The following is an 18,371-nucleotide window of genomic DNA, read 5'->3' as shown; positions in this document are numbered from 1 at the left end:
TTTAAATCTGTATAGCTAAAACTATACATGATATAGGGTTGCAATCAGTCAAATCTTTCCCTTAGTACTATTTTGCGGCCAAAGGTAAAAAAAAAGATATGAATTAAAGGTATTTAACACATCATTAATTATTACTCAATTAGGATAAAATTTATAGTGAAATTATTTTTAAATAATTGTGAGGTGATTTAAAAATAATTAGTAGCTTTGCCTCGAAGTTTCTTATACATGTTAATTAAGTTATTAAGAAAGGTGGAGGGAATAGACCCGATGAAACCTTAGCAACCCTTTATTTATAAAGAAGGTGCTAAATTCTATCCTAAGAATGCTTAGGAAAAGATAACCACGACACAATTGCTTTTCTGTAATTGTTGCTTCCTTTCTTTTTTAATTTAAAACATAAACATCTTTAGATGTTTTTTTGTATTGGTAATGAAACCATATTTTGAGAAGTAATCTCAGATGTTTTTAGTAACTGTTATTTTGGTGTATCCAAAACAACTAAAAAGAAAAGAATTATGAGTTCACAAAAATTTGCAACAGAAGCACTACACGCTGGTCATGATGTATCTGCCAATGCAGGCACTAGAGCGGTACCTATTTATCAAACAACATCTTATGTTTTTAATGATGCAGATCATGCAGCCAACCTATTTAATCTATCAGAGCCTGGATTTATTTATACAAGATTAAATAATCCAACAAATGATATTTTGGAGCAGCGTCTTGCTGCTTTGGAAGGAGGAATCGCTGCAGTGGTTACAGCCTCTGGCACGGCGGCTATAAGTACAACGTTACTTACGTTACTTAAAGCAGGGGATCATATAGTGGCTTCTAGTAGTTTGTATGGTGGTACCTATAACCTTTTGAGTGTTACCTTACCAAGATTAGGGATTACTACTACATTTGTAGACCCTTCAAATCCCCAGAATTTTGAGGAAGCTATACAAGAAAACACAAAAGTATTTTTTGCCGAATCTCTTGGGAACCCCAAATTGGATGTATTAGATCTAAAGGCGATTTCTTCTGTGGCAAAAGCTAGTAAGTTGCCGTTTATTGTAGATAATACCGTTGCAACGCCAGCATTGCTAAATCCGATTGAGTATGGGGCTAATATTGTTATTCACTCGCTTACCAAGTACATTAGTGGTAATGGAACTTCTTTAGGAGGAGTTATTATAGATGCCGGTACTTTTGATTGGTCTAGTGGTAAGTTTCCAGAATTTACAGAGCCATCTCCAGGTTATCATGGGCTAATTTATCATGATGTGTTGGGAGCAGCTGCGTTTATAGCTAAGATTCGAATAGAGGGATTAAGAGATTATGGTGCTGCCTTAAGTCCGTTTAATTCATTTCAGATTTTGCAAGGCTTAGAAACATTGGATATCAGAATTCAAAAACACAGTCAAAATGCATTACAACTTGCACAATGGCTAGAAAAACAAGATAAGGTGACTTGGGTAAAATATCCTGGACTAGAAAATGATTCCTATTATAACTTGGCTAAAGAGTACTTGCCAAAAGGACAAAGCGGGATTATTACATTTGGAGTTAAAGGTGGGTTTGATTCTGCTAAAACCGTGGCCAATGAAACAGCTATATTTTCTTTGTTAGCTAATATAGGAGACTCAAAATCATTGATTATACACCCAGCAAGTACAACTCATCAACAACTGAATGAGCAACAACAGGAATCTACAGGAGTAACTCAGGATCTAATAAGGTTATCAGTTGGTTTAGAGGATCTAGAGGATTTAAAAGAAGACCTAAGCACCGCATTTGCAAAAATAGGCTAATCTATATTATAATTATTTATGCTTCAAAAAATAGACATTTCAAACTTTACAACGGTAAAGGGTAAGTATATTGATCAGATATCTTTAACATTTGAAACCTTTGGAAAACCATTGCACACCGCGCCTATAGTTTTGGTGAATCATGCACTTACCGGTAACTCTACTGTTTGTGGAGAAAATGGATGGTGGAACGGTTTGATAGGAAAAAGAAAAAGTATCGATACTGATCAGTATACTATAGTGTCTTTTAATATCCCAGGTAATGGATATGATGGAGTAAAAGAAAACCTTTTTGAAGAATATAAGATTTTTACAGCAAGAGATATTGCAGCAATATTTGTAGAAGGATTGCAAAAACTGAATGTGCAAAAACTATACGCTGTTATAGGAGGTTCGGTAGGAGGAGGAATTGCTTGGGAATTAGCTGTGTTACAGCCAAAAATGATCAAACATTTGATTCCGATAGCAGCCGATTGGAAATCTACAGACTGGTTAAAAGCAAATTGCTTGGTACAAGAGCAGATTCTTTTAAATTCTAGTAACCCGGTATATGATGCGCGACTACATGCAATGATCATGTATAGATCACCGCAGTCGTTTAAACAGAAGTTTGACGGAAGTTATAATGACGAAAAAGATATGTTTAATGTCGAAAGTTGGCTGATTCATCATGGTAAAAGGCTAGAAAAAAGATTTTCATTACTGGCGTATAAATCATTAAATCATGTATTGGCTCATATAGATATAACTGCAGAAAGAGGGAGTTTTGAAGAAGTAGTCGAAAATATCGAATCAAATATTCATATTATAAGTGTAGATTCTGATATGTTTTTTACAGAAGCCGAAGATAAAGCTACCTTTGCAGCGTTAAAAAAAATAAAAAGTAATGTAACGCATGGAAGTATTTGTTCGGCACATGGTCATGATGCATTTCTGATAGAGTTCGAACAATTAAGTGAATTGTTAAAAGATGTTTTTTAAAAGGAATAAATTGATAAACAATAAGATTTATTTTTTAAACAATACTAAAATTTAAACGAGTGAAAGTTTTAAAATTTGGCGGAAAGTCATTAGCTAATGGTAAAGGAATAGAAACCGTTGTTAATATTATAGAGGATAAAGTTAAAAAAGGACAACAGATTACTGTAGTATTATCTGCCAGAGGAAACTCTACAGATGAGTTAGAGGCAGTTCTTGAAAAAGCTGCAAAGAATGAAGATTATTCAACTTTATTGAACGCTTTTAAAGAATATCAATTAGCAGGTTTTGAAGGAGTAGATGTTAAGGAAGAGTTTGAAACTTTGGATAAGCTTTTTGGCGGAGTTTCTTTATTGGGAGATTATAGTAAAAGGATAAAAGATCAAATACTCTCTCAGGGAGAGGTGATTTCTGCTAAGTTGCTTACGCATATACTAAAAAGTAAAGGGATTCAGGCTAATTTTACAGATAGTAGAACATTAATAGTTACCGATGATCAATTTGGAGACGCACAACCTCTGGATAAATTGTCTAAAGAAAATGTAATTAACCATTTTAAAAAGTACAATGGTCCTACAGTAAATGTGGTAACAGGTTTTATTGCTTCTAATACTAAAAATGAAACGACTACATTAGGTAGAAATGGAAGTAATTATACAGCATCTTTATTGGCCAATTATTTGGACGCAGAAGAGTTGCAGAATTTTACACACGTAAACGGAATTTATACAGCCAATCCGGATTTGGTGCCAGATGCTAGAAAAATTGAAAAACTTTCATTTACAGAAGCTAATGAATTGGCGTATTTTGGCGCAAATATTTTGCATGCAAAAACTATTATTCCTTTAATAGAAAAGAATATTCCACTTCGTATTTTAAATACATTTGATCACGAAAATGAAGGAACTCTTATTACTGCAGAAGCAAGTGAGAAAGGAATAAAATCACTTTCTGTGTTAGAAAATGTATCGCTGATAAATCTCGAAGGACGTGGTCTTTTAGGAAAAGTAGGAGTAGATGCAAGAATTTTTAAAGCTCTGGCCTATAAAAATATAAGTGTTAGTATTATATCGCAAGGATCCTCAGAAAGAGGAATAGGACTGGTGGTAGATGCAGAAAAGGCAAAAGAAGCAAAAATGGTTCTGGAAGAAGAGTTTGAATCTGATTTTTACAAGAGAGATGTAAGTAGAATTACAGTAGAGAAAGATGTTTCTGTAATCTCTATTATAGGTCAGGATTTAAGTACTTTTCATAAGCCGTACAATGCACTGATAAGAAACCAGGTAATACCGTTGTTGTTTAATAATACGGTAACTGGTAAGAATGTAAGTTTAGTTGTTAAAAAAGCTCAACTGCACAGAGCATTAAATGTTATTCATGGAGAGATTTTTGATATCGCTAAAAAGATCAATATTGTAATATTTGGTCATGGATTGGTAGGAGGTACTTTAATCGACCAGATTTTACAATCTGCAAAAGGAATAGAAAAGAGAAAAAATATTGACCTAACTGTTTTTGCAGTTGCCAATTCTAGAAAAGTGATACTTCGTAAAAAAGGAGTTGATAAAAACTGGAAAGAGCAATTAGAGAAAGAAGGGGGTTCTTACGAAGTAAAAGATATCATTAAATTCGCAGATGAAAACCATCTAGAAAACCTGATTGCAGTTGATAATACTGCTAGCGAATCTTTTACCAAACATTATATTACACTGGTAGAACATGGTTTTGATCTGGTTTCGTCTAATAAAGTAGCAAATACTTTGAGTTTTGATTTTTATAAAGAATTACGAGAGAAGCTCGAGAAAAATCAAAAACAATATTTGTATGAAACCAATGTTGGAGCCGGGCTTCCGTTGATTGATACTATTAAGTTGTTGCATTTGTCAGGAGAAAATATAACTAGAATTAAAGGAGTGTTTTCTGGATCACTAAGTTATTTGTTCAATACCTTCTCGTCAGAAGAAAGACCGTTTAGTGAAGTGCTTCAAGAAGCCATAGATAAAGGATTTACAGAGCCAGATCCAAGAGAGGATTTATGTGGTAATGATGTGGGTAGAAAATTGTTGATTCTTGCAAGAGAGTTAGACTTGAGTAATGAATTTAATGATGTTCAAATAGATAATCTTATACCAGAAAACCTTAGAGAAGGAGAGGCTTCAGAATTTTTAGGAAGACTAAAAGAACTCGATTCAGTATATCAAAAAATAAAAGAGGAGCAAAAACCAGGGCATGTTCTAAGGTATATCGGTGATCTTTCTGGTGACCTGTCACAAGAAAAAGGTGATTTGAAGGTGAAACTGGTATCTGTGTCAGAAGGTAGTTCATTGGGGCAGGTAAAAGGGTCTGATTCTATTTTTGAAATTTACACAGAGTCCTATGGGGATCAGCCTGTGGTGATACAAGGAGCAGGTGCAGGAGCTGCTGTAACAGCCAGAGGAGTTTTTGGTGATATTTTAAGATTAGCAGATAAAGGTTAGGTAATAAACTTCTTTTGATTGTAAGAGGTTAAAATATATAAAGCGATGAAAATACAACTTAAAAGAATTGATAGTGATTATCATTTTGAACTAAAAAATGAAAGAGGTCATACTACTTATATGGATAGCAAAGCAGCGGTAGGAGGTCATGATTTGGCACCAAGTCCTATGGAGTATGTGTTAATGGGAGTGGCTGGATGTAGTTCAATAGATATTATATCTATCTTAAAGAAACAAAAGCAAGAAATTACTTCTTATAGCGCAGAGGTAGACGGAACTCGCGAAAAAATTGATGGAGCAACCCCTTTTAAATTAATTGTTGTAACTGTCTTTTTGGAAGGAGAAATAGCACCAGAAAAAGCAAAAAGAGCAGCACAATTGTCTTTTGAAAAATATTGCTCAGTATCCAAAACATTAGAACCCACTGCAGAAATACAATATAAAGTAGTAGTAAATAATAAAGAAATATGAGTCAGGAGAGTAAAAAATTTGAAACACAAGCAATACGAACGCAGACAGAGAAGACTCAGTTTTTAGAGCATTCTGCTCCTTTGTATCTTACTTCTGGATTTGTTTTTGAAGATTCTGAAGAAATGAGAGCTTCTTTTGCAGAAGAAAAAGAACGTAATCTATATAGTCGTTTTAGCAACCCTAATACTACAGAGTTTGTAGATAAGATGTGTCAGTTAGAAGGAGCAGAGGATGGGTATGCATTTGCGACAGGTATGGCAGCAGTGTTTTCTACTTTTGCTGCATTGTTGGATAGTGGAGATCATATTGTATCTGCACGATCGGTCTTTGGATCAACACATACGCTGTTTACAAAGTATTTTCCTAAATGGAATATAGAAACCAGTTACTTTCAGATCAATGAGCCAGAAACTATAGAAGGTCTTATTAAACCAAATACAAAGATTCTTTATGCAGAGTCCCCGACAAATCCGGGAGTAGATGTTTTGGATTTAGAACTGTTAGGTAAGATTGCAAAAAAGCATAATTTACTACTGGTGATTGATAACTGTTTTGCAACACCATATTTACAGCAACCTATTAAATTTGGAGCAGATCTGGTAATTCATTCCGCGACAAAGATGATAGATGGTCAAGGTAGAGTATTAGGAGGAGCTACTGTAGGAAGAAAAGAACTTATTCGAGAGATATATTTGTTTTCACGCAATACAGGGCCTTCATTGTCTCCATTCAATGCATGGGTACTGTCAAAAAGTTTAGAAACCCTTGCGGTTAGAGCAGAAAAGCATTGTGATAATGCCTTAAAGCTTGCAGAATTTCTTGAGGCTCACCCAAAAGTTAATTGGGTAAAGTATCCTTTTCTTAAATCTCACCCTCAATACGAAGTAGCTAAGAAGCAAATGAAATTAGGAGGAAGTATGGTTGCTTTTGAAGTAAAAGGTGGAGTAGAAGGAGGGAAAACATTCTTTGATAGTATAAAAATGTGTTCGTTGTCTGCTAATTTGGGAGATACAAGAACCATAGTAACACACCCTGCATCAACTACGCATAGCAAATTGGCTGTAGAAGATAAGTTGTCTGTAGGGATCACAGATGGCTCTGTAAGATGCTCTGTTGGACTAGAGCATATAGATGATATTATAAAAGATATCGCGCAAGCGATCGATCAGATTTCGTAGCGGTTATTCGTAAAATTTTGTTTATAAATTGTATTTCTAGATATAAGAATGTATTAAACAAGCCTTTGAAAATCAGTAGTTTTTATAGGCTTGTTGTATGAATTGTAGTAGTGTTTTAATGAATAATTATTATGTAAAATGGTTATTTGTTCAATAATCTATAAGATTAGTAGGGTATTTATTGTAAATATCATAAAAATCGATGTTTGTTTGATATTTTGTGATTTAAAAAGGTTTGGAGTAATAAATTATATTCTATATTTGCAAAGTACTCTACTGGTTTAGTAGGGTAATAGATTTAAAAGATTGCAAAAGAGATGATATTAGATAAAGTCGCTACACAGAAAACCACATACCAAGACGATAGAACGTCTGAGAAGCCGGTACGTAGTATTGCAAAAGCAGTAAGTTGGAGAGTTGTGGGAACACTTGATACTTTAATAGTGTCTTATGTATTAACAGGAGAAATAGCATTAGCTACTTCGATAGCTTCTGTTGATTTTGTAACCAAAATGATTTTGTATTTCTTTCATGAAAGAATTTGGAATCGTATAAAATGGGGGAGATAATCCTTTTATAAGTAATAGTTAAGATTAGAAAGATTTTGTTAAGAAGTTATGAGCTTTACTGAAAAAGAAATAGAAAAATTGAATCAGGAGTTTAAAGAAAAGACTCCGTTAGAGATAGTGCAGTGGGCAATAGAAAATGCAGAAAGACCTGTGGTTACTACTAATTTTAGGCCTTATGAAGCATCTATTCTTAATGTATGTGCGGCAGCAAAAAAAGATATTCCGGTGATTTGGTGTGATTCTGGATATAATACACCAAACACATACAGACATGCAGAATCTGTAATAGAATTATTAGAATTAAATATAAAACTTTATGTGCCTAAACAAACCAGCTCGCATAGAGATGTAGTGATGGGGATACCAGGTATAGAGGACCCACAACATAAAGTTTTTACAGAACAAGTGAAATTAGAGCCTTTCAAAAGGGCGATGAAAGAGCATGCTCCAGATGTTTGGTTTACTAACCTTAGAAAAGGACAAACAGCATTAAGAGACTCTTTAGATATTTTAAGCCTTGGTAGTGATGGAGTGTTAAAAGTTAGCCCTTTTTACTACTATAGCGATGCAGAATTAGATGTCTATTTAGATGAAAATAATCTGCCAAATGAATTTAAATATTTTGATCCTACTAAAGTATTGGATAATAGAGAGTGTGGTATTCACACAAACTAATAAAAAATAAGAAAAAGCATAGCATGGAAATACTTGAAAAGAAAATGGAAAGAACAGCAATTCTTAATGTAAATCCTTTAGAAAGTGAAGCAATCTATATTTTTAGAGAAGTAGCAGCACAGTTTGAAAAGCCAGTTTTGCTTTTCTCTGGAGGAAAAGATTCTATAACTTTAGTAAGATTGGCTCAGAAAGCATTCTGGCCTGCAAAAATACCTTTTCCATTATTACATATAGATACAGGACATAATTTCCCTGAAACGATTGAGTTTAGAGATCGTTTAGCAGAAGAATTGGGAGTAGAATTAATCGTTCGTAACGTGCAGGATTCTATAGACCAAGGAAAAGTTGTCGAAGAAAAAGGAAGATATGCAAGTAGAAATAGCTTACAAACAACAACACTTCTTGATGCTTTAGAAGAATTTAAGTTTGATGCAGCAATTGGTGGAGCTCGTAGAGATGAAGAAAAGGCAAGAGCAAAAGAACGTATCTTTTCTGTAAGAGATGATTTTGGACAGTGGGATGAGAAAAATCAACGACCAGAATTATTTGATCACCTAAACGGTAAGATAGACTTAGGGCAAAATGTAAGAGTTTTTCCTATCAGCAACTGGACAGAATTAGATGTTTGGAGTTATATAGAAAAAGAAAATATTGAAATCCCTTCTATCTATTTTGCGCATAAACGTAAAACGTTTGTAAGAGACGGTATGATCTGGTCTGCAGAGGATGATGTGGTGTATCGAGATGAAAATGAAGAGGTAGAAGAAAGGCTAGTGAGATTTAGAACTGTAGGTGATATGTCTTGTACAGCAGCAGTACTTTCTGATGCAGTAACCATTGATAAAGTAGTTGCAGAAATCAGAGATTCACAGATTTCTGAACGTGGAGCCAGAATTGATGATAAGAGATCTGAAGCTGCAATGGAGAAAAGAAAACAACAAGGATATTTTTAAAGAAATCATGAATTGAAACTTATCATAGTTTCACATGATCATGAAGGAATAATAAACTAAGATAAAAATTTTTGGAAGATAGTATTGACATTTCTGGCAGCCTAGTCAATCAATACTTATCAACCATCAACCAAAATAGGATGGACGTATTAAAAATAGCAACAGCAGGAAGTGTAGATGATGGAAAAAGTACCTTGATTGGTCGTATTTTGTATGATACAAAATCATTAACTACAGATAAACTAGAGGCTATAGAAACTAGAAGTAAAGCAAATGGTTTTGATTACTTGGATTTTTCATTGGCTACAGATGGATTGGTGGCAGAAAGAGAGCAAGGAATTACCATAGATGTAGCTCATATATATTTTTCTACAAAGACCAAAAGTTATATTATAGCAGATACACCAGGGCATATAGAGTATACTCGTAACATGGTAACTGGTGCTTCTACTTCCCAAGCTTCAATTATTTTGGTTGACGCTAGAAAAGGAGTGATCGAGCAAACATATCGTCACTTTTTTATCAATAACTTGCTTAGGGTTAAAGATGTAATTGTTGCTGTAAATAAAATGGATTTGGTAGATTTTTCTCAGGAGAAATACGAAGCTATAAAAGCAGATTTTCAAAACCTGATTGCAAAAAGCGAATATAAAGATCAGAATATTACATTTATTCCGGTAAGTGCTTTACAAGGTGATAATGTAGTAGAGAAATCAGAAAAAACGCCATGGTATTCTGGGCAAACATTATTAGAACATTTAGAAGAATTAGATGCTCAAGATGTATATGAAAAAGCCCAAGCACGATTCCCTATTCAAACTGTTATTCGTCCTAAGAAAGATGAGTACCATGACTTCAGAGGATATGCAGGAAAATTATATGGAGGAGAATTTTCTGTAGGAGATGAAGTAACTGTTTTGCCTTCTTTAACCACTTCAAGAATCAAAGAAATTTACTTTTTTGATCAAAAATTTGAAACAGCAGGAAGAGGAAGTTCTTGTACCATCACATTAGAAGATGATGTAAATGTGAGCCGTGGTGATATGATTGTAAAAACATCAGAAAAACCACAAATAGAAAAGCAACTTACGGCTACCGTTTGTTGGATGGATAGTAAAAGTCTTAATCCAGGAACTAATTATTTTATTCAGAATGGAAGTACAAGAATTCTGGCAAAAGTAAAAAGTATCAATGGAACAATTACAACAGATTTTTCTGGAGAGGATACTTCAAAAAATGAGTTGAAATTAAACGAAATAGGAAAAGTTCAAATACAATTAAGTAAGCCTTTGGCTTTTGATTCATATAAGAATAATAAAGCTTCTGGATCATTTATATTAATTGATTCACAAACCAATAATACCTCAGGAGTAGGCTTTATAGAATAAATAAAACACACTTTTTTAAAAGAGAATAGATCAGATTTTTAAGACAGAAAAATAAGTATACAAAAGTCATAACTATACCCTTTTTTTAAGAGTAAGAAACACCAAAGAGATGCAAAGTTTTAGAACCGAAATAGAAAACCCGATTGTAGAAAACGATATTATAGAATTAGCTAATAAAATAGAGCAATTCCATAATGGTAAGATTGATGAAGAAAAGTTTCGTAGCCTTCGATTAGCAAGAGGAGTTTACGGACAGCGACAAGAAGGGGTGCAAATGATTCGTATTAAATTACCATACGGTAAAGTATTGAGTAATCAATTAAAACGAATTTGTGAAGTATCTGATGAATACTCAAGAGGAAGGTTGCATATTACTACACGTCAGGATATCCAGATACATTATGTAGATTTAAATAGAACACCAGAGCTTTGGGCAGAATTAGAAAGAGATGATGTAACGTTAAGAGAAGCTTGTGGTAACACGGTACGTAATGTGACAGCTTCAGAAACAGCGGGTATTGACCCTAGAGAGCCTTTTGATGTATCTCCTTATGCAGATGCACTGTTTCGTTTCTTTTTAAGAAATCCGATTTGTCAAGAAATGGGACGTAAATTTAAAGTTTCTTTTTCTGGAACAGACGAAGATACAGGATTGTCTTACATGCATGATTTAGGTTTTATTGCTAAAATAGAAAATGGTGTTCGAGGATTTAAAGTAATGCTTGGTGGAGGTTTAGGATCGCAGCCAAGACATGCAGACGAATTATATAGCTTCCTGCCGTCTGATAAAATTATCCCTTTGATGGAAGGAGTATTAAGAATATTCGATCGTCATGGTGAGCGTAAAAGTAGAGCCAAAGCAAGAATGAAATTCTTAATAAAAGACATTGGATTAGACGCTTTTAAAACGTTGGTAGAAGCAGAGCAAAATGCGATCGTAAATAAAACCGTTGCTATCGATGCAGATGCATATCAACCTTCTGTTCCGGTTTCTATAGAAGCTCCTCAGGTTGCTATTAAAGATCAAAAGACATATGATTTATGGAAAGCTACTAATGTAATTGCTCAAAAGCAAGAAGGATATGTGGCAATTGGAATAAAAGTACTTTTAGGTGATTTTTATACAGATAAAGCAAGATTATTAGCAGATTTGGTACAGAAATATGCGGCAGGAGAAATTCGTTTATCATTACGTCAGAATATCTTGATCCCATTTGTAAAAGAAGAGCTAGTACCATTTTTCTATCAGGAATTAGAAAAATTAGGTTTTGTAGATCCGGGATATAATAAAGCAGTAGATATTACAGCTTGTCCAGGAACAGATACTTGTAACTTAGGTATCGCAAGTAGTACAGGTATTGCAGAAGAATTAGAAAGAGTAATTAGAACAGAATATCCACAGTATTTAGAAAATGAAGATTTAGTTATAAAAATTAGTGGATGTATGAACGCTTGTGGGCAACACAATATGGCAAATATTGGTTTCCAGGGAATGTCAGTTCGTACCAAAGATAAATTAGTTGCTCCGGCACTTCAGGTATTACTAGGAGGAGGAAACTTAGGGGATGGAAAAGGTCGTTTTGCTGATAAAGTGGTAAAAATACCAAGTAGAAGAGGGCCAGAGGCATTAAGAAGAATCCTTGATGATTATGAAAAAAATGCAAACGGTAAGCTTTTTGTAGAGTATTATGCAGAAAAAGGAGAAAAGTATTTCTATGATTTCCTTACTGATTTATCAAATGTAGAAAACTTAACTCAAGAAGATTTTATCGATTGGGGGACAGAAGAAGAATACGTAAAAGCTATTGGAGTAGGTGAGTGTGCAGGTGTAGTAATAGATTTGATTGCTACGCTGTTTTTAGAAAGTGAAGAGAAAATAGAAAACGCAAAAAAATCGTTAGAAAACGAAGTATATTCTGATGCTGTATATCATGCATATAGCTCTTTGGTAAACTCGGCAAAAGCACTGTTATTGGCAGAAAAGAAAAAGACAAATACACATGCAGGTATCATCTCTCAATTTGATGAAGAGTTTGTTGCCAGCGGAAAAATAAGTCTAGAAGGAACATTTGCAGATTTGATTTATCAGTTGCAAAAAAATGCACCAACAAAGGATTTTGCAATTAACTATATAAATAGTGCAGAGCAGTTTTTGAAAAAAGTACAAGAATTTAGAGCTGCAGAAATTGCTAAGGTTTAATAGTTGTATCAGGTTGTAATCAAGTGTTGTAGTCTTGATTCTTTTGGGAGTGAGCGAGTTAAATGAAATAGTTAGTATCTTTGCTGCCCAGAATGAACAAGATGTTTTGATAACAATTTTAAAACAACCTGCGATGATAAATAAGATAGAACATTGCTATAGATGTTGTTAAAGAAACGTATCTTGATAGTTCAGGATAGCTATAAAGATGAAAGAAAGAAATAATTTATATCCAGTTTTTTTAAAGGTAAAAAACCTAGAAGTCCTAATTGTAGGAGGAGGTAATGTTGCTGAAGAAAAACTTACGTTCTTATTAAAATCGAGTCCCGATGCTAATGTAACATTAGTTTCTCCTATGTTTAGAGAAGGTACTGTTGCCTTGGCGAATAAGTTTGGGATAGAAATGATTAATAAAAAATATCACAAGCGTTTTTTAAAAAGAAAACATATTGTGATCGCTACTACAGACGTTCCAGATGTTAATGTACAGGTGTACAAAGACTGTAGGAAAAGAAGTAAATTGGTGAATGTAGCAGATAACCCTCCGTATTGTGATTTTTATATGGGAGGAATCGTAACCAAAGGTAATGTTAAGGTGGCAATTTCGACCAACGGAAAATCACCTACCACTGCCAAAAGATTACGTCAGTTTTTTGAAGAAGTAATTCCTGAAAACATTGACGATTTAGTGAAGAATTTGAATAAATATAGAAAAACAATTAAAGGTGATTTCGAAGAAAAAGTAGATACACTTAACGAATTTACCAAAGGATTAATAGGAAAAAAGAAGTTGAAAAATGATCAAGACTGATATTTTAATAATCGGAGCAGGCCCAACAGGATTATTTACTGTTTTTGAAGCAGGATTACTGAAGTTGAAAACACATCTTATCGATGCTTTACCGCAACCGGGAGGTCAATGTTCAGAAATTTATCCTAAAAAACCAATTTATGATATCCCTGGATTTCCAGAAATACTGGCAGGAGATTTGGTGGATAATTTAATGGAGCAAATCAAACCATTTGATCCTGGGTTTACGTTAGGAGAAAGAGCAGAGACTATAGAAAAATTAGAGGATGATACTTTCTTAGTAACTACTAATAAAGGAACACAACATAATGCACCTGTCGTAGCAATTGCAGGAGGATTAGGTTCTTTCGAACCTCGTAAACCACCTATCCCAAATATTGTTGATTTTGAAGATAAAGGGGTAGCATATATTATTCGTGATCCAGAAGTATATAGAGATAAAAGAGTAGTAATTGCAGGAGGAGGAGATTCTGCACTAGATTGGACTATTTTCTTAGCAGAGGTAGCAAGTGAGGTAACTCTTGTTCATAGAAGAAATGAATTTAGAGGAGCTCTGGATTCTGTAGAACGAGTAGCAGAACTTACCAAATTAGGAAAGGTAAACCTAATTACAGAAGCAGAAGTAAAAGAATTAAAAGGAGAAGATCATGTAACCGGTGTAGGTATCAAGCACAAGACAAAAGGAGATATCGAGGTAAACACAGATTACTTCATCCCATTATTTGGATTGTCTCCAAAACTTGGTCCAATTGGTGACTGGGGATTAGAGATTGAGAAAAATGCAATCAAAGTAGATAATTCATACGATTATCAAACCAATATACCAGGAATCTATGCTATTGGTGATGTAAATACATATAAAGGAAAACTAAAGTTAATCCTTTCTGGTTTCCATGAAGCGGCAATCATGTGTCAAAGTGCTTATCAAAGAATTTTCCCAGATAAAAAGTATGTAATGAAGTATACTACTGTTGGTGGAGTAGAAGGATTTGATGGAACCAAAAAAGAAGCTAAAAAAGAAGTAGTAAAAGCAATTAACTAAAAATTAGTAGCTTTACTTAAATATAGAGCCTCACAACTTCTTATTGATTTTGTGAGGTTTGTAGAATATAAAATTATCGACAGAAATTTAAAAACATGTCAGACGTTACCATAAAAATCAAAGATAGAGAAGGAGTTGTACACGAAGTACAGGCACCAACAGATATGGCTATGAACCTAATGGAGGTTTGTAAAGCCTATGAGCTACCGGTAGAAGGTACCTGTGGTGGTATGGCAATGTGTGCTTCTTGTCAATGTTATGTTACATCTGATCATGAGTTACCAGAAATGGGACAGGATGAAGATATGATGTTAGCAGAAGCTTTTTATGTAGAAGATAACAGTAGATTAGGGTGTCAAATTCCGATTACTCCAGAATTAGATGGGTTAGAAATAGAGTTGGCTCCAGAATCTTAAGGTACTAACAAATTAATAAGACTGTAAGCAAAATTAAAACCGAATACTTTTTTTTAAGTATTCGGTTTTTACTTTTTATAAGAGAAAATGAATCCGAAAGCTAGAAAGCAGCCATAGTTCTCGTTATGTAATTATCCCAATTTCTTAAGGGTAGATGTATGCCTACACTATAGGTGCCTTCAGCAACCTCTAAGGTTAGTGTAGCCGAATGATTTCCTATTTTTTTATAAGCTGCCCAAACGTTTGCGTCACCACCTTTAATTTTAATTTGATTCAGTTCTCCTTTTACATTACCATACTCCTGACTTCCATGTAAATGAGTCAAACCTGTATACTTTTCATCCCATTTAATTTCTCCTGTTCTTAGGTCTTCAATTTTTAGTGTAATACTTTTTATATGCGCTGGGGCAACCTCATACCAAAAATCATATCTAAAATCTTCTAGACCAAAGGTATACCAGTTTTTTCTTTCCAGTGCTATATTTGGGATATGCCGTATAGACGCCCCTGATCCTGTCGTAATTTTGGTGGGCACTACCGTAACCGTCTTTTGTGTAGTAGTATTCTGAGTATTTTCAAATGTTTCTTGGGTAGGTTCAAAAACCTCATCTTTCTCACAAGAGCAAAATAAAGCAATAACTACGATGATAAAATAATTTTTCATGTCTATAAATTTAAAGTAAAAACAAATTTATAAAGTATATGATACAAAAATAGAGTGAATGTATGTAGTGTGTGTTTGATTGTATTAAATGGTCGTTCTATTGTACAAATGGTTACCAGTAAAATTAATATTCTTGTTCAGAACTCGTAGTGACTCTTTGTTTTTAAACCAGTTTAATAATGAAAAATGAAAATTGTAGAAAATGCATTTTTAGAGTGAGTTAAAACAAGTTTACATCAGTTCGATGTGTTATTAAAAGGTATATTTCAAATTCTTTTACATTTGATGTTTTTTGACCTATATTCATAAGATTTCATAGAGAGAAGTCAGAATACTAATAGCATTGAGAAGCATAGTAAATTTTTAGTGAAAGTATTGTAGTTCAATGTTGAGCCAAACAATTTTAGGGCATTTTCGGTTATAGCAGGTAGTTTGGCTTTGTAATAGATAACTCATGAATAATATAGAGGTAAAGATCAAAAGGTACTTTCTGCAATAGGGACTCAAAAAAAACCGTTCAAGTAAAAGAAACTTGAACGGTTATAATTTTATAGCTTAACAAAAATATTGTTAAACCGGTTTTTTACTACTTCTTAATAAAAGTAGAAGACAAGATAGTGTTGTTTGCACTTACTCTTAAGATGTACATTCCTTTAGGTAATTCAGAAACATTCAAAGAAGGCTTATATGTTCCTTGAGCGACGATTCGACCGTTCAAATTTACAATACTATAAGTACTTTTGTTTTCTGATGGATTATCGAAAGAAGTGTTAAGTTCATTTGCAACAGGGTTCTGGAATAAAACAATGTTGTTTGCAGAAGGTGGTGCTGTTGCAGTACTTTTGCTACTTCCATTTTGTGAACAATCTCCTTTATTTTCCCATCTGCCGTTAGATAAAAGTTTCCATAACCTTCCTTGGTATATAACTTTGTCTCCTGTTCTATATCTTACTCCTCGTTGCCATAATTTAACTCCTTCACATAGATCAGATGTAGGTATTTCAGAACACTTATCTCCCGTAGGTACCCATCCAATAGTGCAACAATGTAATTTCCAAATTTCATTACCATTTCTAATAACTCTGTCGCCTACTCGATATCTTCCATTGATTGGATCCCAGAACGGAATTCCTTGGCAGTTTACGGTATCGTTACTTGTGTCTCGTAGTGTAGTTACAGAAATCTCTTCACTAAAATTAGATTGATTGCCAGCTCTGTCTTCTGCACGAACTCTAAATACAAATGTAGTATTAGCACTCATACCATTCATAGTAACTTGAGTAGCATTTTTACCAGGGCTATTAAAGTAAACTTTATTATTATTGGTAATACCAAAATAAGAAATAAAATCACCATTTGGGTCAGAAGAAGCATCCCATGATAATGTAAAAGATGAACTAGTTATATTAGAAGCCCTAAGATTAGTAGGAGTTGTAGGAGCAGAATTTGCAGAAGTTTCAGATGTCGAACTCACATAACAGCTACCTCTTGATATCGTTCCGAATACATTTGGTAATCTCTCAATCATTTCGCTATTTCTAATGAAAAAGGTGTCTCCAGAATTATTTCTGGAAAGATTTTGTTGAGGTAACCCTTCACAGCGATTAACTCCTGTAAAATTTGCATCATTACGAGTTGTAAATGATACCTCTCTACTAAAACCAGAGGCATTACCCGCTTTATCTCTGGCCTGTATTCTAAATCTATAGGTAGTATTAGGAGTTAATCCTGTAATAGTACGTGAACTAAAGAATTGCGCAAAGCCATTCGTAAAACTTGTTCTGTTATTAGCTTCTTTGCCAAAATATGTGTCTAAATCACCATCGCGATCACGAGAAAGATCCCATTGAAGATGAGCAGACGTACTGGTGACATCAGAAACTCTAAGATTGGTAGGGGCTGTAGGAGCAGATGCTACTTTTTTTTGTTGACTCTTAGCAGTACCTGCAGAACTTACATAACAGCTACCTCTTGATATCGTTCCGAATACATTTGGTAATCTCTCAATCATTTCGCTATTTCTAATGAAAAAGGTGTCTCCAGAATTATTTCTGGAAAGATTTTGTTGAGGTAACCCTTCGCAGCGATTAACTCCTGTAAAATTTGCATCATTACGAGTTGTAAATGATACCTCTCTACTAAAACCAGAGGCATTACCCGCTCTATCTCTGGCCTGTATTCTAAACCTATAGGTAGTATTAGGAGTTAACCCTGTAATAGTACGTGAACTAAAGAATTGCGCAAAGCCATTCGTAAAACTTGTTCTGTTATTAGCTTCTTTGCCAAAATATGTGTCTAAATCACCATCGCGATCACGAGAAAGACCCCATTGAAGATGAGCAGACGTACTGGTAACATTAGAAACCCTCAAGTTGTTGGGTGTCGTAGGAGCAGTTCCTGATAATTTAGAAGTTGAAGTGGGCAGACCAGAAGTATGCGCGTTTGCCGATAAAATCCCTAAAGTCATTAAGAATAATAGCATTTTGAAAAATGTTAAATTGTTTTTCATTTTTGTGTGTTATATAAAGTTAATAAATAGGTTACTAAAATACAATGGGGTAAAAAACAGTTTGATTTTTGGGTTAAAGATCTATAAGGGAAGTGTGTTAGATCTTTTGTTCCTTTGTTATTAGAAGTAAGTAGTTAATGCTTACAAAAAATAAAGAAAAAACACTGAATTTTATGAGTCTATATAAATTAGCTTTTCAAATATATAAGGTAAAAGTTTAGGATTTATTGGTAATTGTATGAAC

Annotated in this window: 15 protein-coding genes and 1 riboswitch; of the genes, 13 read left to right on the top strand and 2 right to left on the bottom strand. The window is 34.0% G+C overall.

Annotated elements, in window-relative coordinates; genetic code table 11:
* Positions 1–237 precede the first annotated feature (237 nt).
* A riboswitch (SAM riboswitch) is annotated at positions 238–346 on the top strand.
* 172 nt (positions 347–518) lie between these two features.
* The 13 genes from ABW636_RS01330 (at position 519) to ABW636_RS01270 (ending at position 14,954) form a co-directional block, all read left to right on the top strand.
* Positions 519–1,796 (top strand): O-acetylhomoserine aminocarboxypropyltransferase/cysteine synthase family protein, encoded by a 1,278-nt coding sequence (locus ABW636_RS01330; RefSeq protein WP_367588147.1) that lies wholly within the window; start codon positions 519–521, stop codon positions 1,794–1,796.
* Between the two features lie 18 nt (positions 1,797–1,814).
* Positions 1,815–2,777: an alpha/beta fold hydrolase gene (locus tag ABW636_RS01325; RefSeq protein WP_367588146.1), complete on the top strand. Its 963-nt coding sequence runs from the start codon at positions 1,815–1,817 to the stop codon at positions 2,775–2,777.
* A gap of 59 nt (positions 2,778–2,836) precedes the next feature.
* Entirely contained in the window at positions 2,837–5,251 is a 2,415-nt protein-coding gene (thrA, locus tag ABW636_RS01320; protein WP_367588145.1) for a bifunctional aspartate kinase/homoserine dehydrogenase I, read from the top strand.
* A gap of 45 nt (positions 5,252–5,296) precedes the next feature.
* Positions 5,297–5,722, top strand: a complete 426-nt coding sequence (locus ABW636_RS01315) for an OsmC family protein (protein WP_367588144.1) — start codon at positions 5,297–5,299, stop codon at positions 5,720–5,722.
* A complete protein-coding gene (locus tag ABW636_RS01310) occupies positions 5,719–6,900 on the top strand; it encodes a trans-sulfuration enzyme family protein (RefSeq protein WP_367588143.1) in 1,182 nt (393 codons plus the stop codon). Before ABW636_RS01315 ends, ABW636_RS01310 begins: the two co-directional genes overlap by 4 nt.
* A gap of 317 nt (positions 6,901–7,217) precedes the next feature.
* Positions 7,218–7,469 carry a DUF2061 domain-containing protein gene (locus tag ABW636_RS01305; protein ID WP_367588142.1) on the top strand — a complete coding sequence of 84 codons (252 nt, stop codon included), beginning with the start codon at positions 7,218–7,220 and terminating at the stop codon, positions 7,467–7,469.
* A gap of 48 nt (positions 7,470–7,517) precedes the next feature.
* The gene (locus ABW636_RS01300) at positions 7,518–8,144 is read left to right on the top strand and encodes a phosphoadenosine phosphosulfate reductase domain-containing protein (protein ID WP_367588141.1); all 627 of its coding nucleotides are present in this window, start codon (positions 7,518–7,520) and stop codon (positions 8,142–8,144) included.
* A gap of 23 nt (positions 8,145–8,167) precedes the next feature.
* Positions 8,168–9,097, top strand: a complete 930-nt coding sequence (gene cysD / locus ABW636_RS01295; RefSeq protein ID WP_367588140.1) for a sulfate adenylyltransferase subunit CysD — start codon at positions 8,168–8,170, stop codon at positions 9,095–9,097.
* A gap of 140 nt (positions 9,098–9,237) precedes the next feature.
* A complete protein-coding gene (locus ABW636_RS01290) occupies positions 9,238–10,485 on the top strand; it encodes a sulfate adenylyltransferase subunit 1 (protein WP_367588285.1) in 1,248 nt (415 codons plus the stop codon).
* A 109-nt stretch (positions 10,486–10,594) separates the two neighbouring features.
* On the top strand, positions 10,595–12,685 hold the full coding sequence (locus ABW636_RS01285) for a ferredoxin-like domain-containing protein (RefSeq protein ID WP_367588139.1): 2,091 nt from the start codon (positions 10,595–10,597) through the stop codon (positions 12,683–12,685).
* Between the two features lie 208 nt (positions 12,686–12,893).
* Complete coding sequence (locus ABW636_RS01280) at positions 12,894–13,496, top strand: precorrin-2 dehydrogenase/sirohydrochlorin ferrochelatase family protein (protein WP_367588138.1); 603 nt, start codon at positions 12,894–12,896, stop codon at positions 13,494–13,496.
* Positions 13,483–14,538, top strand: coding sequence for an NAD(P)/FAD-dependent oxidoreductase (locus ABW636_RS01275; RefSeq protein WP_367588137.1), 1,056 nt, complete (start codon positions 13,483–13,485; stop codon positions 14,536–14,538). The genes ABW636_RS01280 and ABW636_RS01275 overlap by 14 nt, the downstream gene beginning before the upstream one ends.
* A 95-nt stretch (positions 14,539–14,633) precedes the next feature.
* A complete protein-coding gene (locus ABW636_RS01270; protein ID WP_367588136.1) occupies positions 14,634–14,954 on the top strand; it encodes a 2Fe-2S iron-sulfur cluster-binding protein in 321 nt (106 codons plus the stop codon).
* A gap of 100 nt (positions 14,955–15,054) precedes the next feature.
* Here the strand turns inward: ABW636_RS01270 and ABW636_RS01265 are convergent, their stop codons facing one another.
* Positions 15,055–15,618, bottom strand: a complete 564-nt coding sequence (locus tag ABW636_RS01265; protein ID WP_367588135.1) for a hypothetical protein — start codon at positions 15,616–15,618, stop codon at positions 15,055–15,057.
* Positions 15,619–16,204: 586 nt separating this feature from the next.
* Entirely contained in the window at positions 16,205–18,127 is a 1,923-nt protein-coding gene (locus tag ABW636_RS01260) for a T9SS type A sorting domain-containing protein (protein ID WP_367588134.1), read from the bottom strand.
* Between the last annotated feature and the right edge of the window lie 244 nt (positions 18,128–18,371).

Origin of the sequence: Aquimarina discodermiae (genome assembly GCF_040786235.1) — a bacterium.
Classification (GTDB): Bacteria; Bacteroidota; Bacteroidia; order Flavobacteriales; family Flavobacteriaceae; genus Aquimarina.
This window is presented reverse-complemented; position numbering and strand designations above follow the sequence as displayed.